The organism is Streptomyces sp. NPDC030820, from assembly GCF_055572075.1.
Genome location: NZ_JBVIEB010000002.1, coordinates 723,496 through 746,974, shown reverse-complemented (window position 1 = coordinate 746,974; position 23,479 = coordinate 723,496). Strand labels below are relative to the sequence as shown.

Sequence of the window (23,479 nt, the reverse complement as noted above, 5' to 3'; positions counted from 1 at the left end):
TCACACGAAAGGGTGCCTTGACTTCCGGACACCACGATATATCGTGTTTCATAGAGAACGCGATATGGCGCGTCGTCCCGTGTCCGGCCTAGGAGGTCTCCCATGCCCGAGTGGTCCGTCAACGAGCCCCAGAAGCTGACCTTCGACACTCGCGTGAGCGACCTCCAGGTCCGCATCGTCAACGGAACGGTGAACGTGATGGGCACGGACGAGGGTTCCGCCCGCCTCGAAATCTCGGAGATCGAAGGCCCACCCCTGGTGGTCACCCAGCAGGGCGACACCCTCACGGTGGCCTACGAGGACCTGCCCTGGAAGGGCTTCCTCAAGTGGCTCGACCGCAAGGGCTGGCGGCGCAGCGCGGTCGTCTCCCTGGCGGTCCCCGCCGACACCCGCGTGGAGGTGGGCGTGGTCGGCGCCGGCGCGGTCGTCTCCGGCATCCGCGGCCCGGCGGTGGTCAAGGGAGTGACCGGCGAAACGACCCTGGTCGGCGTCTCGGGTCCGGTCCGCGCGGACACCGTGTCGGGCAACCTGGAAGCCCAGGCGGTCACCGGCGACCTGCGGTTCAAGTCGGTCTCGGGAGACCTGACGGTGGTCTCGGGCTCCGGCCGCTCCGTCCGCGCCGACTCGGTCAGCGGCTCCATGATCGTCGACCTGGACCCGGACGGTCCGACGGAGGTCGGCCTCACCACCGTCTCCGGCGAGATCGCCATCCGCCTGCCCCATCCGGCGGACGCCGAGGTGGAGGCCAACACCGCGAGCGGCACGATCTCCAACGCCTTCGACGGACTGCGGGTGCACGGCCAGTGGGGCGCCCACAAGATCACCGGCCGCCTCGGCGCGGGCACGGGCAGGCTGCGGGCCACCACGGTCTCCGGCTCGATCGCCCTGCTGCGCCGCCCGCCGCGCGAGGAGGAGGAGATGGACACCCCTCGGGAGGCCGCCCGGCCCGCAGGGCCCTCCGACCCCTCCGACCCCTCCGCGCCCCTACGGCACCCCGGCACCGCCCCCGCCGCAGGCAGCCCGGCCGCTCCGGGGGACAATGCCCTTTCCGGCCAGGGCGCCGACGCCTCCGGCGGCACCGACACCCCGGCCGATGGCACGACTGACAAGAAGGTGCTCTGACATGCCCCCCGTCTTCGCCCACGGGCGCCTCCGCCTGTATCTGCTCAAGCTGCTCGACGAGGCCCCGCGCCACGGCTACGAGGTGATCAGGCTCCTTGAGGAGCGCTTCCAGGGCCTGTACGCCCCTTCGGCGGGCACGGTCTATCCCCGGTTGGCCAAGCTGGAGGCCGAGGGCCTGGTCAGGCACACCACCGAGGGCGGCCGCAAGGTGTACGCCATCACGGACGCGGGTCGGGCCGAACTGGCCGACCGCAGCGGCGAGTTGGCCGACCTGGAGCTGGAGATCCGCGAGTCGGTCGCGGAACTGGCCGCCGAGATACAGGCCGACGTGCGCGGCGCGGCCGGCGATCTGCGCCGCGAGATGCGCGCCGCCGCGTCCGAGGCCCGCCGGGGCGCGAAGGCGGGCGCCGGCGCGGGCCTCTTCGGGGAGTACGGCGACCTCGGCGACAAGGAGGCCTGGAAGGCCGCCAAGGAGGAGATGCGCCGGGTCAAGCAGGAGTGGAAGGAGCAGGCCCGCCGCGCCAAGGACGAGAGCCGCCGGGCCCGCGAGGAGGCCCAGCGGGCCCGCCACCAGGCGCAGGAGGCGCAGGCGCGGGCGCGGGCCCAGGCGCAGGAGGAGGTGCAGCGCATCGCCCGCCGGGTCCAGGACCGCGTCCAGGACCACTTCGCCCAGGGCGACTGGCCGACGGGTGTCCGCGAGGGCCTGTCCGAACTGGCCAGGGAGCTGGGCGATTTCGGCAAGTACTGGGGCTCCCCCCGCACCCCCGGGGAACCGTCACCGAAGCCCACCGCCGCACCGGCCGACGCGCACTACGTCTCTCCGGACGAGGACTTCCCGGCCGAGTACGAACCCACCTGGGCCCACGAGGACTCCACCGGCGAACCGGCCCGCGACCTGGACCGACTCCTGGACCGCTTCCGCGACGACATCCGCGACGCGGCCCGCGACCACGGAGTCACCCCGACTCAGCTCCGGGAGGCCCGCCGCCATCTGTCCACGGCGGCGGCCCACATCGGCGCGCTCCTTCGGACGCCGAAGGCCTGAGCAGGCCAGGAGCGGGACAGCGCCCGGCCGGTGCCTCAGCCGGCCTGCGCCTCGCCCGCGCCGTACAGCACACGAGTCACCGACGCGTGCGTCACACCGTGGTCCGCCAGCACCTCGCCCACCACCCCGGGCAGGACGGTCAGCGCGAGCAGAAGGTGCTCGTCGCCGATGTGCCGGTCGCGGTGTCCGACGGCGACCCGCAGCGACCTCTCCAGGACGGTCCTGGCGCCCCGGCCGAAGCCCGGCCGCCGCCCCGGCCACCGGCGCCGGTCCTCCGGGTCGCCGGACATGGCCCCGACACCGTGCACCTCCTCGACCCGGGCGACGATCTCCGACACATCGATCCCCAGCCCCGCCAGCGCGTCCGAGTCGGCCCGCGACAGCCCGCCGCGCCGCCGCGCCTCGTCCAGCGCCTGCCGTACGGACGCCTTGCGCTCCCCGAGCCCCAGTGCGGCCAGCGCGAAGGAGGCACGGCTGCCGTCCCGGTCGAGAAGGGCGAGCAGCAGATGCTCGGCACCGACGGTCTCCTCACCCGAGCGTTCGCAGTGGACGAACGCTCCCTTCACGACCTCACGGGCGTCCCTGGTGAAGCGTTCGAACATCACTGCCTCCCGTACTTCTTGTGCACGGCCTGCCTGCTGACTCCGAGCTCCGCGGCGATCTCCTGCCACGACCAGCCCTGATTGCGCGCGCTGCGCACCTGTACCGCCTCCAGCTGCTCCAGCAGCCTGCGCAGCGCGGCCACGGCCCGCAGTCCGACCCGCGGATCACGGTCGCCGGCGCGCTCGGCGAGATCGGTTGCCTCGGTCATGATGTCAACTTACGTTGACAAGGCCTCCATGTCAACCATCGTTGACACTCGCGGCATGGAAAAGGCGGGCCCGGACCCCCGGACCCGCCCGATAACCGCTCTCGTCAAGGACTTCAGGAGTTGGTGAGCACGATCTTCCCGAACTGCTCCCCGGACGCGAGCCGTTCGAAGCCCTCGCGGGCGCGGTCCAGCGGCAGTTCCTCGTCGATGACGGGCCGCACCCCGGTCGCGGCACAGAAGGAGAGCAGGTCCTCCAGCTCCTCCTTGGTGCCCATGGTGGAGCCGACGACCTTCAGCTCCAGGAAGAAGATCCGGGTCAGCTCGGCGTGCGAGGGCCGGTCCCCGCTGGTGGCACCGGAGATGACGATCGTGCCTCCGGGCCGCAGCGACTTCACCGAGTGGGACCAGGTGGCGGCACCCACGGTCTCGATCACGGCGTCCACCCGCTGCGGCAGCCGGGCCCCCGGCTCCACCGCCTCCACGGCCCCCAGTTCCACCGCCCGCTTCCGCTTGGCCTCGTCCCGGCTGGTCGCGAAGACGCGCAGCCCCGCCGCCTTGCCGAGCACGATCGCGGCCGTGGCGACACCGCCGCCCGCACCCTGCACGAGGACCGAGTCACCGGGCCGTACGCCGGCGTTGGTGAACAGCATCCGGTAGGCCGTCAGCCAGGCGGTCGGCAGACAGGCCGCCTCGGCGAAGGACAGCTCCTTGGGCTTGGGCAGCACGTTCCAGGTCGGCACGGCGACCTGCTCGGCGAAGGTGCCCTGGTAGCGCTCGGTGAGGATGGAGCGGGGCTCGTCGGGGCCGACGCCGTGACCGGTCTGGCCGATGACGGAGTGCAGGACGACCTCGTTGCCGTCCTCGTCGACACCGGCGGCGTCGCAGCCGAGGATCATCGGCAGCCGGTCCTCCGGGAGGCCGACGCCCCGCAGGGACCAGAGGTCGTGGTGGTTGAGGGAGGCGGCACGCACCGTGATGGTGCTCCAGCCGGGCCGGGCCTGGGGAGCCGGACGCTCCCCCAACTCCAGGCCGGTGAGCGGCTGGTCGCGGTCGATTCGGGCGGCGTAGACAGCGAACATGCAGCCGACGATAGGTGCGTTGATCAGCCGACGGAACCGCGGGGGCCTGTGACACATGCCCTCTTGCACAGGGACACCCATGCGGCGCAGCCGAGCCCTGACGCCTTCCAGGCAAAGAAATGGCCCCGCCCGAACGGACGGGGCCATTCAGCGCAAGGTCAGCGACGAGCAACGCCCTCGGCACGAGCCGCGGCCGCGACCGCCGCCGTGACCGCAGGAGCGACCCGCTCGTCGAACGGCGAGGGAATCACATAGTCGGCGGCGAGGTCATCGCCCACCACCGCGGCCAGCGCCTCCGCCGCCGCGATCTTCATCCCCTCGGTGATCCGAGAAGCCCGCACCTGCAGCGCGCCCGCGAAGATGCCCGGGAACGCCAGCACGTTGTTGATCTGGTTCGGGAAGTCGGACCGCCCTGTGGCGACCACGGCCGCGTACTTGTGCGCGACCTCCGGGTGCACCTCGGGGTTCGGGTTGGCCATCGCGAACACGAAGGCGCCCTCAGCCATGGAGGCCACGGCCTCCTCCGCGACCGTACCGCCGGAGACGCCGATGAAGACGTCCGCGCCCGCGAGGGCGTCCTCCAGCGAGCCGCTGATGCCGGCCTTGTTGGTGAAGCCCGCGAGCTCCCGCTTGACCGGGGTCAGGTCCTCCCGGTCGGCCGACACGACGCCCTTGCGGTCCGCCACGGCCACGTCCCCGATGCCGGCCTCGACCAGCATCTTGGCGATGGCCACGCCGGCCGCGCCGGCGCCCGAGATGACGGCCCGCAGCTGCCCGATCTCCCGCCCGCTCAACCGCGCCGCGTTCCGCAGCGCCGCGAGCGTCACGACGGCCGTACCGTGCTGGTCGTCGTGGAAGACCGGGATGTCCAGGCGCTCCTGGAGCCGGCGCTCGATCTCGAAGCACCGGGGTGCCGAGATGTCCTCCAGGTTCACTCCGCCGAAGGACGGGGCGAGCCGGACGACGGTCTCGACGATGTCGTCCACGTCGGTGCAGTCGAGCGCGATCGGCACCGCGTCGACGCCGCCGAACTGCTTGAACAGGATCGCCTTGCCCTCCATCACCGGGAGGGAGGCCTCGGGACCGATGTCCCCGAGTCCGAGCACGGCCGTACCGTCGGTGACGACGGCGACCACGGAGGACTTCCATGTGTAGTCGTTGACCAGCTCCGGCTGTTCCGCGATCGCGGTGCACACGCGCGCGACGCCGGGCGTGTACGCGAGGGAAAGGTCGTCCTTGTCACGGACCGGCACGGTGGCCTGCACGGCCATCTTGCCGCCGCGGTGCAGCGCGAACGCCGGATCGAAGGAATCGAGGGGCTCGGCCCCGCCGTCCTGGTCCGTATTGCTGTCGCTGCGAGGATTGACGATCTCCGCTGCCACTTCGTTTTACCCCTTAGGTATGCATGGTTTGAGGGTCGACCACTCCTGGTGAGGGGTGGGCGGGCACCGCGCACCGCCCGATTGCTGATACGTACGGGCCATACGCGACGGGCGCGCCGCACACGCGCCCTGAGCCCCGGATGAGGGGTGTAAAGAACCTTCTTACCGGACGGACGGTGCCCACGACGAGTCCATTAGGTGCAAGGTCACATCGCGGAACCGGAAAGCCACGCCGAGATGACACGCGGCTGACAACCGCGCCGGGCAGGCGGAGACGCTGAACACACCGGCGCCCGCGCTGACCACATCGTGAGACGCGCCGAAGATTTTCCGGCCGGAAGGCTGGATTCCCGCAGATGGTTCGGTGGTGAACTACCAAGGATGTACCGACCTGATGCGGTTCGGGGGTGACCCGTTATCCGATTTTGACATAGCCGCACCCCTGAACGGCGTAGTCCGAATGGCAAGATGCCGTAAACCCACGAGGTCGCGACACCCGAAGGTGTGTGCTCTCGCTGACCTATCGGCACCTTTCCCACCGCCGGAGGAACCACGATGACCGCAAGCTCCACCCGTCGTACGACCGCCGCACGCTCCCGTCTGGCAGCGGCCGGTGCGATCGCGGTCGCGGGCGCCCTGCTGCTCACCGGCTGCGGTGACCAGACCAAGGACAAGAGCAAGGACTCCGGCGCTTCCGTCAGCAGCGCCCCGCTGGCCGACAAGCTCCCCAAGGAGATCCGGGACAAGGGCAAGATCGAGGTCGGTTCGGACATCGCGTACGCCCCGGTGGAGTTCAAGGACTCCTCCGGCAAGGCCGTCGGCCTGGACCCGGACCTCGCGGCGGCCATGGGCAAGCAGCTCGGCGTGACGCTGGAGTTCCAGAACGGCACGTTCGACGCCCTGCTCACCGGTCTGCGCTCGGGCCGCTACGACATAGCCATGTCGGCCATGACCGACAACAAGAACCGCCAGGAGGGCGTCGACCCGGACACGGGCAAGAAGGTCGGCGAGGGCGTCGACTTCGTCGACTACCTGACCGCCGGTGTCTCCATCTACACCCGCAAGGGCGACACCCAGGGCATCAACGGCTGGTCGGACCTGTGCGGCAAGAAGATCGCCGTGGAGCGCGGTACCGTCTCGGAGGACCTGGCCAAGCAGGAGGCCAAGAAGTGTCCGAGCGGCAAGAAGCTCACCATCGAGCCGTTCGACGACGACCAGCAGTCCCAGACCCGGCTGCGCTCGGGCGGTGTGGACGCGGCCTCCTCCGACTTCCCGGTCGCCGCGTACGCGGTGAAGACCTCCGGCGGCGGCAAGGACTTCCAGATCGTCGGCCAGCAGGTCGAGGCGGCCCCGTACGGCATCGCCGTGGCCAAGAAGGACACCCAGCTGCGCGACGCGCTGCAGGCCGCGATGAACGCGGTCATCAAGGACGGCGAGTACGCGAAGATCCTCCAGAAGTGGGGCGCCCAGGACGGCGCCGTCAAGGAGTCCGTGATCAACGGCGGCAAGTGACCCGCGGAAGCAGCAGAAGCAGAAGCGGCCACTGAGAGGCAACACCCGTGACTGACATCGAGAAGACGGCCGGAGAGGGCGCCGGGGAGGACGACGGCGAGAACCCCGCCCTCCCGGCCGACGGCCCGGAGGCCATCAGGGCCATCCCGGTCCGGCACTACGGGCGCTACATATCCGCCCTCATCGCCATCGGCATCCTCGTGGCGATCGTCTACGCCTTCAGCCAGGGCAAGATCAACTGGCATGCGGTGCCGGAGTACTTCTTCGACCACCGGATCACGACCGGTGTCGGCAAGACCCTGCTGCTGACGGTCCTATCGATGCTGATCGGCATCGTCCTCGGCATCGTCCTCGCGGTGATGCGGCTGTCGAAGAACCCGGTGACCTCGTCGATCGCCTGGTTCTACATCTGGTTCTTCCGCGGCACGCCGGTCCTGGTCCAGCTGTTCCTGTGGTTCAACCTGGGCCTGGTCTTCGAGTACATCAACCTGATGCCGTTCTACAAGGACTACTGGTCGAACTTCATGACGCCGCTGCTGACGGCGCTGCTCGGCCTGGGTCTGAACGAGGCGGCGTACATGGCCGAGATCTGCCGGGCGGGCCTGCTCGCGGTGGACGAGGGCCAGACCGAGGCGGCCCACGCGCTGGGCATGAGCCACAGCAAGACCCTGCGCCGGGTGATCATCCCGCAGGCGATGCGAGTGATCGTGCCGCCGACCGGCAACGAGGTCATCAACATGCTGAAGACGACCTCGCTCGTGGCGGCCGTCCAGTATCCCGAGCTGTTCCGCTACGCCCAGGACATCGGCCAGAACTCCGGCGCCCCGGTGGAGATGTACTTCCTCGCCGCGGCCTGGTACCTGATCATGACCTCGGTGCTGAGCGTCGGCCAGTACTACATCGAGCGCTACTACGCCCGCGGTTCCAGCCGCAGCCTCCCGCCGACCCCGTGGCAGAAGGTCAAGGGACATCTGACGACCTTCTCTAGCAGGAAGGTCACGGCATGACCGACAAGCTCAGCAAGACGCAGGACACCCCGCCCGAGGCCACGGTCCCGATGGTCAGGGCGCAGGGTGTGCACAAGTCCTTCGGCCATGTCGAGGTGCTCAAGGGCATCGACCTGGAGGTGAGGCCGGGTGAGGTGTTCTGCCTGATCGGCCCCTCCGGCTCCGGCAAGTCGACGTTCCTGCGCTGCATCAACCACCTGGAGAAGATCAACGCCGGCCGGCTGTACGTCGACGGCGAGCTGGTCGGTTACCGCCAGAAGGGCGACAAGCTCTACGAGCTGAAGGACAGCGAGGTCGCGCGCAAGCGCCGGGACATCGGCATGGTCTTCCAGCGCTTCAACCTGTTCCCGCACATGACGGCCCTGGAGAACGTCATCGAGGCGCCGGTGCAGGTCAAGGGCGTGAGCAAGGCGCAGGCCCGGGAGCGGGCCATGCAGCTGCTGGAGCGGGTCGGCCTGGCCGACCGGGCCGGGCACTACCCCTCGCAGCTCTCCGGCGGCCAGCAGCAGCGGGTGGCGATCGCCCGGGCCCTCGCGATGGACCCGAAGCTGATGCTGTTCGACGAGCCGACCTCGGCCCTGGACCCGGAGCTGGTCGGTGACGTCCTGGACGTCATGCGGGACCTCGCCGAGTCCGGTATGACCATGGTCGTCGTGACCCACGAGATGGGCTTCGCCCGCGAGGTGGGCGACAGCCTGGTGTTCATGGACGAGGGCGTGGTGGTCGAATCGGGCCATCCCCGCGAGGTCCTGACGAACCCTCAGCACGAGCGGACGCAGTCGTTCCTGTCCAAGGTGCTGTAGCGGCACGCACGCGAAAGGGGCGGTACGCGATCCTCGTACCGCCCCTTTCGCATGCCCCGCTACGGCAGCAGCTGCGGCTTCGACGCCCGGCCGCTACTTGAGGGCGAGCAGCAGCGTGTCCGACGGTGAGCACCACACCGGCCGGGCCTCGGCGAAGCCCCGCGCCAGCAGGGTGCGCGTGTGCCAGGCGGCCGGGGGCGTGTCCCCGTCCGCGTGCTCGCCGTAGATCTCGAAGCGGCGGGCGGTGGGCTCGGCGAGGACCGGGTCCTCGGCCGCGAGCTGCCACCATTCGGCCCAGTCCAGGGCACCGTCCCGCTTGGCCTGATCCATGCGGGTGTGGCGCCGGGCGCGCTCGGCGGCGTTGATCCGGGGCGTGCTGTCGTCGATCATGTGGTCCGCGTTCATGAAGACACCGCCGTCGCGGACCAGCTCCGCGACCTGACCGTAGAGGGCCGCGAGAGGTTCGCTGTGCAGCCAGTGCAGGGCCGTCGCGGTGAGGAGCGCTCCCTAAACGCACATGCGTGCGGATCGGAGAGCGGACATCATGGACCAGGTGATCACCACCGACTACGACGGATGCGGAAAGTGCCTGGTAGGCGTACGGCGGTTGTCGCGCATGAAGGACGCGAGCAACAGCCCCGAGAAGCAGCTAGACCAGGTTCTCAGCGCGGCTGAGTCCGTTGGTGGCCACATCATCGCGTGGGCCGATGACTGGGAGGTCTCGGGCGCCACAGACCCCCTCACGCGGCCGGGACTGGGCCCGTGGCTGAGGGACGAGGCAGGCCCGTACTCGGGGATCGTGGGCGCCGCCGTCGACCGGATCGGCCGGAACCAGCGCGACGTGTTGAACACCGCCTACATGATCCACGAGTCCGGCCGCCTACTGGTCACGTACGGGCATGACGGACCGTGGGACCTCAACGACGCCAACGACGAGATGCGCCTTTCCATGGAATCCTTCGGCGCGCAAATGGAGTTGAGGGCAATCCAGAAGCGCAACCGGGAGGACACGCAACGAGCGCGCACCAACGGCAAGCCGAAGCAGAAGAATCAGTACGGCTACCGCTATGTGCGACTCACTCCTAACGGCAAGGTCGATCACGTCGAGATTGACCCCGTGCCCGCTGAGATTCTGCGCACCGTCGCAGAACGCATCCTTGCCGACGAGACGGGAGAGATCACCGTACACACCGAGGCGGCACGCCTCAGCCGCGAAGGGGTGCCAACCCCGGAGGATTACCGCGCTGTTCTGAGCGGCCGGAAGCCCAAGGGGTTCCGGTGGAACGCTAAGACCCTGAAAAGGCTTCTCGTCAGCGAAGGATCTTTGGGGTATCTGATGCACAACGGCCGCCCGGTAATCGGACCGGACGGCCACCCTCGGCGCCTTGCCCCGCCGTTGTGGGACCGCGCTACTCGGGATGCTCTGATCAAGAAGACCGCCCCCAAGCGGAAGGTAAGCGAAGCACAGCGCAGAGCCCCGAAGTCCACGTACCTTCTCTCGGGGCGCGCCTACTGCGGGAATTGTGGTCGTGCACTGTACATCTACGGCCGTAAGGGCCAGAACAACTCTTACGGTTGCGATGGGCGCGTACTCGGGGTGATCGCATCGAAGGACTGTGCCCCGGCTCCCAACATGTCCGTTCCCAAGCTGAACAAGATCGTCACTGAATGGTTCCTGGGGAGATACGGAAGCGGTCAGCTCATGAAGCGCCAGTACGACCCGGGAACCGGATATGCCGCACGTATCGCCGAATTGGAGGCAGACCGAAAGCGTCTTCGGGATGACCGTTCAGCAGGTCTCTACGACTCCGAGGACGATGCCGAGTGGTACCGGCGCGAGTACGCCCGCATGGGTCGCGAAATCGCCGAGCTCAAGAAGTTGCCGGAGCGCCCCGCTGGAATGCGAATGGTGCCCACCGGAAAGACCGTGGCGGATGAATGGCACGCCGCCCACGACGACGCGGCCCGTCGCGAGCTTCTTAGCGGCTTTAACGTGCGCGTGACCCTCTTCCCGGCAAGCGCCAAGGAGCGAGTCAGCATTACCGGTGCCGACATCTGGGGTAGAGCCGCCTAGTACTCCAGCCGTAGAGTGATCTTCACGGTTGGGGGAGGGTAGCCGGAGCGACCGGCTGAGCGCCATGCTCGCCGGCTCGGTCACTCATCTACCAACCGGGGTGCCTGTCATACCCGCAGCAAGATCACATCTACGGCTGGCGTACTTAAGCGGTACGGAACAGGAGCCTCGACTCGACATGGGGTGGAACCGGGCGCAGACTTGACTTAGGGGTCTTCGCGTCCGCTGGGGATCGTGACATGAAGAAACCAAGTGGGTATGTATCTGCGAGAGCTAGACGCCTCGCACGTCTACACCTTCCGCTAGCGGTCGTAGGGTTGTGTCTCCTCGCGGCCGGACTAGCGGCAATGTTTCTTGGACGTGACACAGCGGCAGTTGACTTTATCTCGGGATTGGGCGTGTTCGTGCTCCTGATTGCCGCTTTCTACTACCGAATCAAGGGAGTGATAAAGACTCCCGGCGGGGGCGAATTTTCGGTTGAGTCACTCTACGATTCCATCGATGACGGAGAGGCAGATCTGGGTAACGGTGCCGTTACAGCCGCTGAGGAGCTGACACCATGACGACGCCGGAAATTGTGTTCGCCAACAAAGCCGCCAAGAGGATTCGCGGCCTTTCACCGGAACGAAGAAGCGCACTGATTGACAGGCTTTCTAAGGAAGTCTCAAGGGGGGCGGAAGAAAGTGCCCACACGATCGCCGTTCCTGGAACGGATTATGTAGCCGTCCGCATCGGCGATAGAGTCGCACTCGCGCGCCCCATGACCGATTCGGAGCGAGAGAAGTTTACCCCTAAATCGGATGAAGCTTACTTCGTAGCGGACGTCATTCCATCCGAGGAAACAGCACGGTAACAACGTTTCAAGAAAACAGTGTAGGCCCGGCAAGGACGCAGACTTGCCGGGGCTCGCTTTGACCCTACACACCCGAGGTGAGAAGTCCGATGGACGGCAGAATATAGAGAACCGTCAATCCCGTCAGCGTCTTGAGTTCGACAGGCTTTAGCCTCAACTCACATCGCACCGAACAGGACTCACCAACCGTCGACATCCGAGACATCTCTTCGGGGTTCCACATATCAGACCTGAAGAAGAATTCTCCGATCTCGTTTTCTCCAGGCAGAGCAAAAGCAATCTCCCCGTTGGTGACGTGGCTCACCACGATCTCAACGGCAGGAGATTCCGTCAGCACTTCCCACCGACCATGTGGGGAATCCTCGATACCCCACACTTCGCCACCCAGCTTACGAGCCGTTACCTGTGCTACATCTCGGGAATCTGTCGTCACACGCCATTCGCGCAACATCTCTTTTCGGCCACTGAGTAAACGATCCGAGTGGAAGCATCCCGCGTATCCTTCACGCAGCATAGTCCCACCCCTCAGCAGCCAAGTCCCTTCTAATTTCTCTGAGTGCTGCAAGATCTTCAGCGATGCCATACGCAATTTCTGCTTCTGCCGGCGAGTGCCCCGAGCCGACATAGCGCCAGGCTGATTCCGTGACGGTCTCTCGGTCCTCCAGGGCGAGCACGCCGCCGCTCTGGTAGTCCGCCCGCACTGCGCGCAGGGCTCCGTAAGTGGTGGAGTACTGGCGTGATTTGGTGAGCACGTGGCCCCGGTAGCCGAGTGTGTGAGCCCAGGCCCGCAGGTTCAGCGCCTCCAGCTCTGGCAGGCCGCCCAGGCGCCAGCAGGTGGCCATGAGCGCCCGCAGGTGGGCATTCACGGGGGCAAGGCGGATGCTGTCGAAGTCCTGTATCCGGTAGTCAATTCCGCCCGAGTCGCCGACGCTCTTGGAAACGTATTTCGCGACGTAGGCCGCAACGGCACTATCGGTCACTGCCGATTCCGTAAATGCGTCGCTGCGGATCGGGTGTACGTCGCGCTGCTTGCCCCACTTGATGACCTGCGCACCGGTCGCAGGAGAATACGGGGTGTGCACCTCTACTTGATCCGCAGCCGACCGCACGGCATCTGACAGCAAATCGGTTGTAGCCCATAGCGGTGGGGGCGACGAGGGACCGTCGGGCCCGTCGAGCCGGATAACCGCGTGGAAGTGAACCGCGCCCCGATCCTGGCATTCGGCGACTTTGGCAAAGGAGAGGGTCAGGTGTGCCCGCAGGCGGGTTTGCGTTATTCCTGCCGCCGTCGCCAAATGCCGCCTGAGCATGTGGCAATAGCGGTTCCATAGCTTGCCGGCGGAGGCGTGCCAGAGGGTGTGTCCGGTGTAGTCGTAGCAGTCTCGGCACAGGGGTTGGCCCACCATGGGATCGCTGTCTGTGTGTTTCTGACCGCAGCCGACGGGGCGCCCGTGTTCGCAGACTCCGCCATGCCGACGAGGACGGCACACCCCGCCATCGTCAGCACGGTGCACGGCGCCGAACGAGGGAGCCGTCAGGGTGACGAAGAGCCGGGGGTGATGCCGAACGCCGTCCGTGACTCCCTTGCCGCCGAGCAGGCCGGAGCGAACCAGGTGGAATGTGTCGCCCGCGTGCAGGTACGAGCAGGGCTCACAACGCGTCTCACGCCGGTTGCGGCACCGTACCGGCATCCGGCCGCCGGGTTCGTTGCTGGTGTCGTAGTGCCGCAGCACTTCCCCCGTGACGGCATCACGGGTCGTGGTGTGCCCGGCAAGGTAGATCGGGTGGGCACACCCGCCAATGGATTTGATCTGATCGAGCCAGCGCGAGAATCCGGGTTCATGCACGAGCCGGATAAGGTCACGCTCGGTAGACGAAAGAAGACGCAGACGCTCAGCCTCATTGAGAACTGAGCGCCGCGCCCCATCCGACATCACAGACATTCGGAGGCCCCCTTTCACGAGGAATAGGCACGGCATTCATGGATTGGCTCCGTCTTGGTCTCTACTCGGCTACGGCTTCAGCTCAGCTTGAATGATCTACGAAGAGTGTTTGTGTTTTCGAGAAATCCGAGGACAAGCGGCCGATTTCATCAGGGCCAGAGATAGGATTCCTTCACCCAGCCCCACCGTCCGGCATTCGGGCCGCTGGTGACCTTTCCGTATCCCCAGTCGAATTTCTTGTTGCAGTATTCGGTGAAGTGCGCGCCCTTATACAGGGTTCCGAGAGATGTGTAATTCGTGCCCGGACCACTGCGCAGGTTCACGGCCGTCGTGGTGGCCTCCTTCTGCGGCCAGGCCCATTCCCAGTCGCATGCCTTGGGAAGGGCCGCCGCCGAAGCGCTCTGAGGCGCCGCCGAAGCAGTCGGGGCAGAAACCAGGGCGCCGCCGATGAGAAAGGCGGTCGAAGCAGCGGCACCGACGATGCGCGTAGAGATCTTCATTCTTGTTCTCCTTATCGATTCGGGGAGGTCAGCCGGTAAAGAGGCCGACTATGGCTGAAACGATTTCCATGACGGGGATCGAGAATGGCGTCATTGCCAGCAGGAATCCGAACAGGGAAATCAGGGTTGCCTGATACCAGCGGATTTCCCGTGACCGGGCGGTAAGGACGACGTACAGGAACAGGAACGAGTCGATGACCCATATCTGTGTCTGTGTCATTCCGCTGCACCTCCTTTCTCGAAGGTCACGGGGTCTGGCTGTGTCAGGAACGGGTCCGCCGGGGGGTCCATACGGGCAATACCGGCCGCATCGGCGGTCGTGACGAGGCGGGAACGGGCGCGCATCCACCGGCCGCCCATGGCGACCACGGCAACGCCCTGTTCGTCTTCGGTGATGCTCAGGGCGGTGATCACGGCGTCCGGGTTGATGTCGCCCAAGGTCATCTCGGCTGACGCCTCGTCGTGCGCTCGGTGGGCGACGCGTCCGCCGAGCTGGGCGCGCAGCGCGGTGACGCGGGGGCCGATGTCGGAGCCGACCCGCTGTCCGGCGACGACCAGGTGAACGCCGAGCGCCGCGCCGAGCTGGGCGACCCGCAGCAGCAGCGTTCCGCACTGCTCCGCCTCGTCCTTCGAGGCCCGAGAGCCATCGGTGAGGTACAGCTCTGCCAGCTCGTCCACGATCACGACGAGGGGCACCGGCCGCTGTTCCTCGGGCAGTCCCCAGACGGACCGCTTGCCCCACGCACGGCAGCGATCCATGCGCGCCTGTATCTCGGCGACCACGCCGGAGAGCAGGCCGACCGCTTGTGTCCGGTCGGTGGCCAGGGCGGAGAGCCGACCGCCGAACAGGCCCAGTTCCATGCCGCCCTTGCAGTCGATGCCGACCAGGGCAACCCGCTGAGGCGCCAGCGCGAGCACCAGCGCCGCCAGCAAGGAGGACTTGCCGGACTGTGTGGCCCCCGTGATCAGCCAGTGCGGCACGCGCCGCAGGTCGATCACCCAGGGGTCGCCGTCCTCGATCCGGCCCACGTTGGCCGACAGCAGCTCCGCAGCCGGCGCACGGACCGACGCGAGATCACCGGTCAGGGGGTCCAGCGCCGTGACATGAATGAGGACCTGTCCCCGACGCGGCGAAGTAACCCGCACCCCGTGCACGTGCCAGGCGTGTTCCATGGCACGGGCCGCCGCGAAGTACGGCGCCGGAGTCTGCCCCGGATGCAGCAGCACCCGCAGCGTCAGCCCGGTTTTCGTCGGCACCGGCCAGGACAGCCGAGGAGGCTTGGGCCGCAGAGCCTGTCCCTGCACCACGAGATCACGGCCGATCACCCTCCGGTCCGGCGACGTGCTCACCGACAACCCGTTGAGGTGGGTCAGCCGCCGCCAGGTCGTGAAGATCCGCAGCGCGGTTCCGGGGTAGCCGACCAGCCACCACCGCCACGGCCACCGCCTCACCGGGATGCCCCGAGCCGCCAGACGCGGTTCCCACCAGCGCTGTGTCATCACGCCGACCAGGACCAGCGCCGTCAGGACCCAGACCACCAGCGAGGCAGGCATCAGCCGTCCCCTTCCTTGGTCCGGGCCAGGACGAGGCGGGCGCGCATCATGGCCGTCTCTGCGTGGCGGGCCGTCAGGCCGAGGAGGAAGCGAAGGGTAGGGATGTCGTCGGACGTGGCGAGCAGCGCCTCAGCACCGGCCAGCGTCCGCAGGTCCCGCAGCAGCGAGCCGAAATGCCCGTCGACGCAGAACACCGGGTCATCGCCGTCCACAACGTCCCCGCCGTCCGCCTCGTCGGCGCCGACCGCCGCCCGCATCTCCTTGGCCATCCGGGCAGCCTCGTCAGCGATCACGGCCGCGCACGGGTCCTTGCACGCGAACACCTGTGACTCATCCGCAGGCGACCGCCCCACGGGAATCGAAGTGATCTTGGCCGTGACGAAGTCGGCGTTGCACACCACGCAGGCCATGCCGTCCGCCTGCCGGGCGTTCAGGTGCCAGAAGTAGCGCTCCATCACGCGTCACCGCCCGCCGACTTCCCGCGCGGACCAGCCGCCGGAGCCGTCGAGGCGGAAGCGCCGCCGGACACGGGCGTGATCGCATCGGCCCGGTAGGTCGTACCGGTCCGGCCGTCCACCGCCCAGTCGTTGGCCCACAGGTTCGTGACCCTGACCTCACTTCCCTCCATGAGGCCCTGCGGCTGTCCGCTGGTGACCACATGCACGACGTCCGTACGCCGTCCCTCCGCCTGCCGCACCGACAGGCCCGTGATCCACAGCGGGTTTCCCTCGCGGTCCCTGCGCGTCTCTCCTTCCGGCGTCAGACGCGGTTCCGGAGCGATCACACAGCGGATCGCGCCGAGCCGAGCAACATCAATCGGCTTGTTGTCCATAGGGGGTTCACCTCGTTTCTGCACGGCACCCACCCGGCCACTCATCCGGATGAGTTGAGGGATCATCTTGACTTGCCGCCGGGAACAGGGTCAACCACTTATCCGGATGAGTGGGGCGGGGGTATGCGGCAGAGGGTCAACCACTTATCCTCATGAGTATTGCCCGCGCGCAATACCACGCCGCACTAACAACGACCACTGACCACCAGCTCAAATCGCATCTGAGTTCGAGTACCTAGACCGCCGACCCGAGAAGGACACACGCCATGGCAGCCCGAGAGCACATCGAACGCGCCCCGTCCATGTACTTGCAGGTGGCTCAGCGCATGGCCACGGACATCAAGCGAGGCCGCTACCAGGCCGGCGATCTCCTGCCGTCCGAGGCGGAAATGGTGAAGATGTACGGCATCGGCAAGCACACCGCGCGTGCCGCCGTCGCCGAGCTGCGCCGCATGGGTCTCGTGGAATCCTTGCAGGGCAAGGGCAGCAGGGTACTTCCCTCCGGGGGAGTTCTCCCCGCCACCCGTGTTGTGCGGTCCATCGAGCGCAGTGCGAAGGGCAGTTGGCACCTTCCGGAGATGAACGAGGCGGAGCCGCCCGCCGTCAGCAGGACCGCGCTGGACGGTCCCCCGGCACTGTTGTTGGACCAGCAGGACCAGGACGCCATCAACGTGGATCGCCTGATCCACGATCCGGCGACCGGCGCCCGCATGGCCCACCGTGTTCTGATCCCTATGGCCACCGCCGCCGAGGTGCCCACCCTGGCCGAGCAGCCAGACGCCGAGATCATCGACCTGTACCGGCAGCTTGCCGAAGCCGGACTCAGCCTGTCGTTCACCGAGCATGTCACCGCCCGCGCCCCCTATCCCGACGAGCGGACCGCACTCGGACTCAGCGACGCCAGCCCCCTCCTGATCACTTACCGCGTGACCACCGACGCGGACCAGGACCGCCCGTTGCTGTGCGAGGAGCTGAAGGCCCCCGCCGCCACATGCCAGCTCACCTACCCCGTGACCCCGACGAAGCCAGCCGTCAAGCGCGCCGCCCGCCGACGATCCGAATCGGAGTAAGTTCTCTTTACTTGCTCAAGGGCGCGCCTTCGGCGCGCCGGGCGGCTCTGGCCGCCTCGGCCGGGCGTGCGGCCTTCGGCCGGTCCCGTCCGGTCGGCCAGCCGCCCGACACCCCGACCCACCCCGACCAAGCAGAGAAGCCCCCCGCGGAATCGTCGCGGGGGGCTTTGTCGTCTGCTCAGTCGGCCACCGGGGAAGTGAGCTACACGGCCGCCAGGTGTGGTCATCACACGCATGTCGTTGCCGCCGCTGCTCCTATCCCAGCCGTCGTTCGTCAGCTGCCTTGGGTGGTGGCAATCTGGAGGGATGGAGGCCGGGCATGGCTTGGCTGGTGTGCGGCAGGTGTGGCAGTCGAGTCATGCGCTGCTGGTGATCCCGATCGTGCTCATCGTGGTGATCACAGTGGTGGACCAGTTCGTCCCGGCGGACATCCATCTAGGTCCGCTGCTGGTCATCGCTCCTGCGATCACGGCCTCGTTCGCCGGCCCATGGCTGACCGGGCTGATCGGGTTCCTCGCCGTGGCGGCGCAGTCGTACATCGGCTGGCACTTCGGCGTGCTGACCTCGCGTAACGTGCTGGTACAGATCCTCGCTCTGGCAGTGCTGTCAGCGATGATCGTGTTTTTTTGCGTGGTGCGTGAGCGGTCCCGACGTCAGCTGGCCCAGGTGCGGTCGGTCGCGGAGGCCGCGCAGCACGTCCTGCTGTGGCCGCTGCCGGAGCGGATCGGTCCCCTGCGGATCGCCTGCCTGTACCTGGCCGCCGAGGACGAGGCGCAGATCGGCGGTGACCTCTACGCGGCCACCCGCATCATCGGTGGTGTGCGCATCATGATCGGCGATGTGCGGGGCAAGGGGCTGTCCGCCATCGGCGAGGCCGCCCTCCTGCTCGGAGCCTTCCGCGAAGCCGCTCACCAGCACACCTCCCTGCCCGATCTGGCCGCTTCCCTGGAACAGAGCGTCACCCGCTACCTGGCCGACTTCGAGCCGGCCGAGGAAACCGGCGAACGCTTCGCCACCGCCTTGCTGCTGGAACTCCCCGACGACGACCCCATCACCCGGATCGTCAGCTGCGGGCACCCCCCGCCCCTGGTACTCAGCCCTAAAAGTTCCCTCATCGTGCCCAGCCTGCACCCCGCGCCACCGCTGGGGATCGGCAAGCTGGGGACGGAGGAATACAAGATCGATGTACTCGCCTTCGAGCCCGGTGACACGCTCCTGCTCTATACCGATGGCGTCATCGAAGCTCGCGACGCCGACGGAGACTTCTACCCCTTCGAGACACGGGCCGCCCAGTGGAGGGAGACCGGCCCGGAATCGCTGTTGCACCACATCCGGCGCGACCTGCTCGCCTACACCCGTGGACGCCTTGACGACGACGCGGCTCTCGTCGCGCTCCGCCGCGAGCCCGACATCGACCGACACCGCCATCACGGGCGCGTCACCCACACGAGCAGGTTCGGCGCAAGCTCCTGAACTGCACGTGCCATCTGAGGCGGGACATCCGGGCGGCCGTTTGTGCGACGCCCGCAAACGGCGCGCTGCCCCCCCGGCAGCGGGCCGTGGGCGTTTCTCACTCCCTGGGAAAAGAGCCCGTAGGCAGGAAGGACGGCCGCGCGACGGCTGCCATGCAGGCCGGGGACATGTTCCGAGAAGCGGCGCAGGCAGTACGCGGGCCGACACATACTCCGCCGGTTGTGGCGTGATCCTGAAGCCGAGCGGACAGTGAAGGCCATGTCGAAAGAGTCAGGTCAGCAGCCGCAGGCGCCCCGCCACGAAACGCCCGAGGAGCGGGCCGACCGCAACCTTGCCGAGCTCCTTCAGGAACTGCGCGTCGTCCAGACCGGCGTGCAGATCCTCTTCGCCTTCCTCCTGGGACTGGCGTTCACCAGCCGTTTCCCGCAACTGGATGCCTTCCAGCGCGACACCTACGTGATGACGCTGCTACTGACCGTTGTCACCTCCGCAGTCCTTGCCACCCCCGTCGCTTTGCACCGCGGCCTGTTCCACCGAGGGGTGAAGCCACGCATCGTTGCCCTGTCTGCCCGGCACGCGCAGATCGGCCTGGCCCTTCTGGTGCTGGCGCTCAACGGCGCCGTTCTCCTGCTGATGGACGTCGTCCTGGGCGGTACGGCAGCCATCTTCATCACGACCGTGACCACAGCGATCTTCGTCAGCCTGTGGTTCCTGTTGCCCTGGGTCGTCCGACGTATGTGATCCAGCCGGGAACTCCCGGTGGCCGCCGCCTGCGCAACGATGTGTGCAAACCTGACAGACGGTGGAGGCTGACGGACACAACCGGATGGTGAGGACGCGATGCGAGAGGCTTATCACGAAGAGTTGGACGCGATCAGTGAGGGCCTGGTGGAGATGGCACACCTGGTCGGCTCCGCCATCGGCCGGGCCACCACCGCTCTCCTCGACGCTGACCTGAAGGTGGCCGAGGACGTGATCGCAGGGGACGCGAAGGTCGACGACCTCCAGCGTGACCTGGAAGACCGGGCGATCGCCCTGCTGGCCAGGCAGCAGCCGGTCGCGACCGACCTGCGGATCGTGGTCACCTCACTGCGGATGAGCGCCGACCTGGAACGGTCGGGAGACCTGGCCCAGCATGTGGCCAAGCTGGCCCGGCTGCGCTATCCCGAGCAGGCGGTTCCACGTGACCTGCGCCGTACGATCCTGGAGATGGGCCAGCTCGCGCAGCGCCTCATGGCGCAGGCCGCCGAGGTGCTCATCACCCATGACGTTGATGCGGCACTCCAGCTGGAGAAGGACGACGACCGCATGGACGAACTGCACCGCACGATCTTCCAGCACCTCATGGACGACCGTTGGCACCACGGCGTCGAGACGGCCGTGGACGCCACGCTCGTCGGCCGCTACTACGAACGCTTCGCCGACCATGCCGTGGCCGTGGCCCAACGCGTCGTCTACCTCGTCACCGGCGAGCATGCGGAAGACCTGCCCACCGACCCGCCCACGACCGCCTGACCGCACCCTGCGGCTACCTGTGAGGCTCTCACCGCGATTGCGTGGTGTCTACGGTTGGATGAGGGCTCTCATCAGCGAGAACGATGCCCGTCCGTACATCTGGCGCTTGAGCATCTTGATCCGGTTGACGTGCCCTTCGACCGCTCCCGAGCTGTACGGAAGGGTGAGGCCGGCCGTGACGGCGTCGAGGTCCTGGCGGAGGTAGCCAGCGAAGCCCACACTCCCCCATCACAGGTGCCAACTCCGCACGGGGGACGAGTGGTTCATGGAGGGCGTCAACGCCGCTCACCGTGGCATCCAACGCCGTGACGGACATGGTTGCGGGCGGTGGTACCAGGGGCGCTACAGCGCACCCCTGGACCCCGCCCACGCGTGGCAACCTCACGCGCGAAACAGGTTTCGTCGTGGTCAAGATCCGTGCGCGCGTGAGGTCACCACGCACGCGATCTCACACGGTGCCGCCGCCGTGAGGAGCTGTAGCCGACGACCCCCAGTCAGCCGGACCCCGCACACCGAGGCACCCTCACCCGCTAGTTCCGGCACGTCCGCGCGTGCCGCTCAGCGGCGAACCGAGCAGGACCCGCACCCGTGATCAGGATTGACCGTCGGCACCCCTCACACCGAATGAACTCCCCGCGCCTGTCCATCTCGACCCACACGCGCGAGCCCGCCACCGTACGCCAGTCGTCCCGCCCCATCTTGTCTTCACTTCCCTCTCGTTCCAGCACTCGCGCGATTAACCGGGCACCCTCCGGACGCAGCCACACCACCGGCTCACCGCGCGCCCCCGCGTGAGGTACGGCCCGCACCGCCCGAGCGTCCACACCGAGTTTGCCTAGGCTGGCGTTCAGTTCTTCGGCAGCCTCGTACGCTTCACGCCAACCTGACAGGTAGTCAACTCCGGGCACGAACACGGCGTCGTCGGCCCCGCCGTAATCTTCCCCCTGAGCGTTCACGTTCGCACACCCTTTCCGGCCCCCGTAGTGCCGCCGTTCACCACAGGAGACCGCCCCGCATCGAATCGAACACGTGTCGGTCACATAGGCCAGCAGCCTATGTCCGCGCACCCTGCGAGCGCTCAGCTACAGACAGTCAGATTATGAAACCGGAGCAAAAAACACACCAACTCCATAGCCTGAGCACAGAGTTAACACGGATCACGGCGCAATCACGACGAAACGGCTCCTCCCTGCCGAGACAGGGAAGAGGCCGCCCACTAGATCACCTTCCTAAGCCGTGGGTCAGTAGAGGTACTCCTCAGTAACCCACCCGATGTAGCCGCCCGGCAGGCCGCCCGCCGACGCGGTCTGCAACATCACCTCGTCCCACACCTGGCCCGTGTCGTCGTAGGCAGAGGTGATCACCTGCACCGACTGACCCTCGTAGATCAAGCCGAGTATCGCCCGATCCGTTCCCGGACCCGTGCGCACCCGCAACCCGTCCACCGTCGCCGACTTGAACACCGACTGATCCGCCGGATACGACACACCCGCCCCGGAACCGCCCGACGAGTAGCCCGGGTCCACCGGCATGGCCGACGCCGCCGATACGCCCACCAGGCCGACGCCGGCCACCAGCGCACCCGACACCACCAGTGTCCGCAGAGCCTTACGCCCCATGATTCAGATCCTCTCGACTCGAAGAGGACGAGCAGCCGCCAACCAACCGGTAGCCACTCATCCGGATGAGTGGCCAGCATCCAACGACAACTCGGAAGCGGTCAACCACTTATCCGGATGAGTGGCTCTATGGACAGCATGCGAAAGCCCCGCCATGCCTCCGGGCATCGGAGCGTGACAGGGCTTCCGTCTTCAACCAGCACCGCGAGGCGCGAGCGGTCAAACGGTGTCGATCTCTCCCGCCTTGACACCCGCTACGAAGGACGAGAACGAGTCGGCGGGGAAGGTCAGGACCGCACCATTCGGGTTCTTAGAGTCACGGACGGGGACCACACCGCACGTGGCGGCAAGATTCGTGGCGACCTGGATGCACTGGCCGCCGTTGCTGCTGTACGAGGACGTGAACCACTGCGGGTCTTCGGTCGTCACGGGGTGCCCTTTCGAAGCTGTTCGATCATGGCCACCGACGCCGCTTGCGACAGCGCTTCGGCCTGTAGTTGATGGTAGGCCGTGAGCATGGGCTGTACGAACCTCGTATCTCGCTCTAGGCGACCCTGTAACGCAGACTCGGCATAAGCGACGTGGGACCGATCCGGCAGGGTCAACAGGGTCACCGGCAGGTCAAACGCCCGACGCTCGCCGAGATCGTATGGCGCCACTTGGAGGACCGTGGAAGGCAGCTCAGCGAATGCTGCAAGTCGGTCCAGTTGGGCCGCCATGACTTGGGGGCCGCCCACGGCCCGCCTTATGCAACTCTCGTCCAGGACCGCATAGATCATGGGCGCCGGCGTGCGCTCTAGGGACGCCTGACGATCAGCGAGTGTGGATAGCCGTTCTGCCGCTTGGTGCTCCGTGATGGCCCCTCGCCGCACAGCACCCGTGGTGATTGCTGCGGCGTACTCCGGTGTCTGGAGCAACCCAGGAACGATTCCCAGCTCAAAGAGTCGAATCTCAGTGGCCCGTACCTCCTGTTCCACGAAGTCCGGGAACCCCTCCAGCAGCGCTGTGTGTCGTACGGCCCTCTCTTGACGCTCCAACTGGTCGCCTGTGCCAAGGGCCTTGTCAGCACTCCGCGAGAAGCGAGGAGTTGGGGGCCGACGGCCAGTTTCCACGGCGGAAATGTGCGTCCCTGAGTAGCCCATCCGTTCGCCCAGCTCGTCTTGAGTCCAACCCCGCTCATCCCGCAACGTGCGCAAACGCTGCCCGAACGCCGCTCCGGGTGACTTCTCGGGGTCCAGCTCTTTCCGGTTCAACGGCCACCGTCCAACTCTCCGTGCAAACACTG

General features: G+C 67.1%; 26 protein-coding genes and 1 pseudogene. 12 read left to right on the top strand and 15 right to left on the bottom strand.

Going from position 1 to position 23,479, the window contains the following annotated elements; all coding sequences use genetic code 11:
* The first annotated feature begins 102 nt into the window (after positions 1-102).
* Together ACZ418_RS08105 and ACZ418_RS08100 are read left to right on the top strand one after the other, a co-directional pair.
* Positions 103-1,122: a DUF4097 family beta strand repeat-containing protein gene (locus ACZ418_RS08105; protein WP_468358621.1), complete on the top strand. Its 1,020-nt coding sequence runs from the start codon at positions 103-105 to the stop codon at positions 1,120-1,122.
* Position 1,123: 1 nt separating this feature from the next.
* A complete protein-coding gene (locus tag ACZ418_RS08100; RefSeq protein ID WP_468358618.1) occupies positions 1,124-2,167 on the top strand; it encodes a PadR family transcriptional regulator in 1,044 nt (347 codons plus the stop codon).
* Between the two features lie 35 nt (positions 2,168-2,202).
* Here ACZ418_RS08100 and ACZ418_RS08095 read toward each other — a convergent pair whose 3' ends face one another.
* From ACZ418_RS08095 to ACZ418_RS08080, 4 genes are all read right to left on the bottom strand, one after another.
* Positions 2,203-2,769 carry a Clp protease N-terminal domain-containing protein gene (locus ACZ418_RS08095; RefSeq protein ID WP_468358615.1) on the bottom strand — a complete coding sequence of 189 codons (567 nt, stop codon included), beginning with the start codon at positions 2,767-2,769 and terminating at the stop codon, positions 2,203-2,205.
* The gene (locus ACZ418_RS08090) at positions 2,769-2,978 is read right to left on the bottom strand and encodes a helix-turn-helix domain-containing protein (RefSeq protein ID WP_018571396.1); all 210 of its coding nucleotides are present in this window, start codon (positions 2,976-2,978) and stop codon (positions 2,769-2,771) included. Before ACZ418_RS08090 ends, ACZ418_RS08095 begins: the two co-directional genes overlap by 1 nt.
* 113 nt (positions 2,979-3,091) lie before the next feature.
* The gene (locus tag ACZ418_RS08085) at positions 3,092-4,057 is read right to left on the bottom strand and encodes a zinc-binding dehydrogenase (protein WP_468358611.1); all 966 of its coding nucleotides are present in this window, start codon (positions 4,055-4,057) and stop codon (positions 3,092-3,094) included.
* A 158-nt stretch (positions 4,058-4,215) separates the two neighbouring features.
* Entirely contained in the window at positions 4,216-5,439 is a 1,224-nt protein-coding gene (locus ACZ418_RS08080; RefSeq protein ID WP_468358608.1) for an NAD(P)-dependent malic enzyme, read from the bottom strand.
* 555 nt (positions 5,440-5,994) lie between these two features.
* Between ACZ418_RS08080 and ACZ418_RS08075 the strand changes: the two genes are divergently transcribed.
* Genes ACZ418_RS08075 through ACZ418_RS08065 form a run of 3 tightly spaced genes read left to right on the top strand, consistent with a single transcriptional unit; the run spans position 5,995 to position 8,761 of the window.
* A complete protein-coding gene (locus ACZ418_RS08075; RefSeq protein WP_468358605.1) occupies positions 5,995-6,951 on the top strand; it encodes an ABC transporter substrate-binding protein in 957 nt (318 codons plus the stop codon).
* 47 nt (positions 6,952-6,998) lie between these two features.
* Complete coding sequence (locus ACZ418_RS08070) at positions 6,999-7,958, top strand: amino acid ABC transporter permease (RefSeq protein ID WP_468358602.1); 960 nt, start codon at positions 6,999-7,001, stop codon at positions 7,956-7,958.
* Positions 7,959-8,008: 50 nt separating this feature from the next.
* Entirely contained in the window at positions 8,009-8,761 is a 753-nt protein-coding gene (locus ACZ418_RS08065) for an amino acid ABC transporter ATP-binding protein (protein WP_451552075.1), read from the top strand.
* Positions 8,762-8,854: 93 nt separating this feature from the next.
* Here ACZ418_RS08065 and ACZ418_RS08060 read toward each other — a convergent pair.
* A pseudogene (locus ACZ418_RS08060) lies at positions 8,855-9,265 on the bottom strand (SAM-dependent methyltransferase); the annotation flags it as partial.
* A gap of 40 nt (positions 9,266-9,305) precedes the next feature.
* Here ACZ418_RS08060 and ACZ418_RS08055 point away from each other — a divergent pair.
* The 3 genes from ACZ418_RS08055 (at position 9,306) to ACZ418_RS08045 (ending at position 11,688) form a co-directional block, all read left to right on the top strand.
* Positions 9,306-10,835 carry a recombinase family protein gene (locus ACZ418_RS08055; RefSeq protein WP_468358599.1) on the top strand — a complete coding sequence of 510 codons (1,530 nt, stop codon included), beginning with the start codon at positions 9,306-9,308 and terminating at the stop codon, positions 10,833-10,835.
* Between the two features lie 398 nt (positions 10,836-11,233).
* Entirely contained in the window at positions 11,234-11,398 is a 165-nt protein-coding gene (locus ACZ418_RS08050) for a hypothetical protein (protein WP_468358596.1), read from the top strand.
* Positions 11,395-11,688, top strand: coding sequence for a hypothetical protein (locus tag ACZ418_RS08045; RefSeq protein WP_468358593.1), 294 nt, complete (start codon positions 11,395-11,397; stop codon positions 11,686-11,688). Before ACZ418_RS08050 ends, ACZ418_RS08045 begins: the two co-directional genes overlap by 4 nt.
* 64 nt (positions 11,689-11,752) lie before the next feature.
* Here the strand turns inward: ACZ418_RS08045 and ACZ418_RS08040 are convergent, their stop codons facing one another.
* From ACZ418_RS08040 to ACZ418_RS08010, 7 genes are all read right to left on the bottom strand, one after another.
* Complete coding sequence (locus tag ACZ418_RS08040; protein ID WP_468358590.1) at positions 11,753-12,202, bottom strand: hypothetical protein; 450 nt, start codon at positions 12,200-12,202, stop codon at positions 11,753-11,755.
* On the bottom strand, positions 12,192-13,631 hold the full coding sequence (locus ACZ418_RS08035) for a replication initiator (RefSeq protein WP_468358587.1): 1,440 nt from the start codon (positions 13,629-13,631) through the stop codon (positions 12,192-12,194). Before ACZ418_RS08035 ends, ACZ418_RS08040 begins: the two co-directional genes overlap by 11 nt.
* A 149-nt stretch (positions 13,632-13,780) precedes the next feature.
* Positions 13,781-14,131, bottom strand: coding sequence for an SH3 domain-containing protein (locus ACZ418_RS08030; protein ID WP_468358583.1), 351 nt, complete (start codon positions 14,129-14,131; stop codon positions 13,781-13,783).
* A gap of 28 nt (positions 14,132-14,159) precedes the next feature.
* Positions 14,160-14,351 carry a hypothetical protein gene (locus ACZ418_RS08025; RefSeq protein ID WP_468358580.1) on the bottom strand — a complete coding sequence of 64 codons (192 nt, stop codon included), beginning with the start codon at positions 14,349-14,351 and terminating at the stop codon, positions 14,160-14,162.
* Entirely contained in the window at positions 14,348-15,685 is a 1,338-nt protein-coding gene (locus tag ACZ418_RS08020; RefSeq protein ID WP_468358577.1) for an FtsK/SpoIIIE domain-containing protein, read from the bottom strand. The genes ACZ418_RS08025 and ACZ418_RS08020 overlap by 4 nt, the downstream gene beginning before the upstream one ends.
* A complete protein-coding gene (locus tag ACZ418_RS08015) occupies positions 15,685-16,140 on the bottom strand; it encodes a hypothetical protein (RefSeq protein WP_468358574.1) in 456 nt (151 codons plus the stop codon). The genes ACZ418_RS08020 and ACZ418_RS08015 overlap by 1 nt, the downstream gene beginning before the upstream one ends.
* Entirely contained in the window at positions 16,140-16,517 is a 378-nt protein-coding gene (locus tag ACZ418_RS08010) for a hypothetical protein (RefSeq protein ID WP_468358571.1), read from the bottom strand. Before ACZ418_RS08010 ends, ACZ418_RS08015 begins: the two co-directional genes overlap by 1 nt.
* A gap of 266 nt (positions 16,518-16,783) precedes the next feature.
* Here ACZ418_RS08010 and ACZ418_RS08005 point away from each other — a divergent pair, with 266 nt between their 5' ends.
* The 4 genes from ACZ418_RS08005 to phoU all read left to right on the top strand — a co-directional run bounded on the left by ACZ418_RS08005 (position 16,784) and on the right by phoU (position 20,575).
* On the top strand, positions 16,784-17,587 hold the full coding sequence (locus ACZ418_RS08005) for a GntR family transcriptional regulator (protein ID WP_468358568.1): 804 nt from the start codon (positions 16,784-16,786) through the stop codon (positions 17,585-17,587).
* A gap of 306 nt (positions 17,588-17,893) precedes the next feature.
* A complete protein-coding gene (locus ACZ418_RS08000) occupies positions 17,894-19,060 on the top strand; it encodes a PP2C family protein-serine/threonine phosphatase (RefSeq protein ID WP_468358565.1) in 1,167 nt (388 codons plus the stop codon).
* A gap of 258 nt (positions 19,061-19,318) precedes the next feature.
* A complete protein-coding gene (locus tag ACZ418_RS07995; protein WP_468358563.1) occupies positions 19,319-19,801 on the top strand; it encodes a DUF6328 family protein in 483 nt (160 codons plus the stop codon).
* A 99-nt stretch (positions 19,802-19,900) separates the two neighbouring features.
* A complete protein-coding gene (phoU, locus tag ACZ418_RS07990; RefSeq protein ID WP_451006470.1) occupies positions 19,901-20,575 on the top strand; it encodes a phosphate signaling complex protein PhoU in 675 nt (224 codons plus the stop codon).
* A gap of 1,241 nt (positions 20,576-21,816) precedes the next feature.
* Here phoU and ACZ418_RS07985 read toward each other — a convergent pair.
* The 3 genes from ACZ418_RS07985 to ACZ418_RS07975 form a co-directional block, all read right to left on the bottom strand.
* Positions 21,817-22,194 (bottom strand): SH3 domain-containing protein, encoded by a 378-nt coding sequence (locus ACZ418_RS07985; RefSeq protein ID WP_468358559.1) that lies wholly within the window; start codon positions 22,192-22,194, stop codon positions 21,817-21,819.
* Positions 22,195-22,413: 219 nt separating this feature from the next.
* A complete protein-coding gene (locus ACZ418_RS07980; RefSeq protein ID WP_468358556.1) occupies positions 22,414-22,623 on the bottom strand; it encodes a DUF397 domain-containing protein in 210 nt (69 codons plus the stop codon).
* Positions 22,620-23,447 carry a helix-turn-helix domain-containing protein gene (locus tag ACZ418_RS07975; RefSeq protein ID WP_468358552.1) on the bottom strand — a complete coding sequence of 276 codons (828 nt, stop codon included), beginning with the start codon at positions 23,445-23,447 and terminating at the stop codon, positions 22,620-22,622. Before ACZ418_RS07975 ends, ACZ418_RS07980 begins: the two co-directional genes overlap by 4 nt.
* Positions 23,448-23,479: the final 32 nt, after the last annotated feature.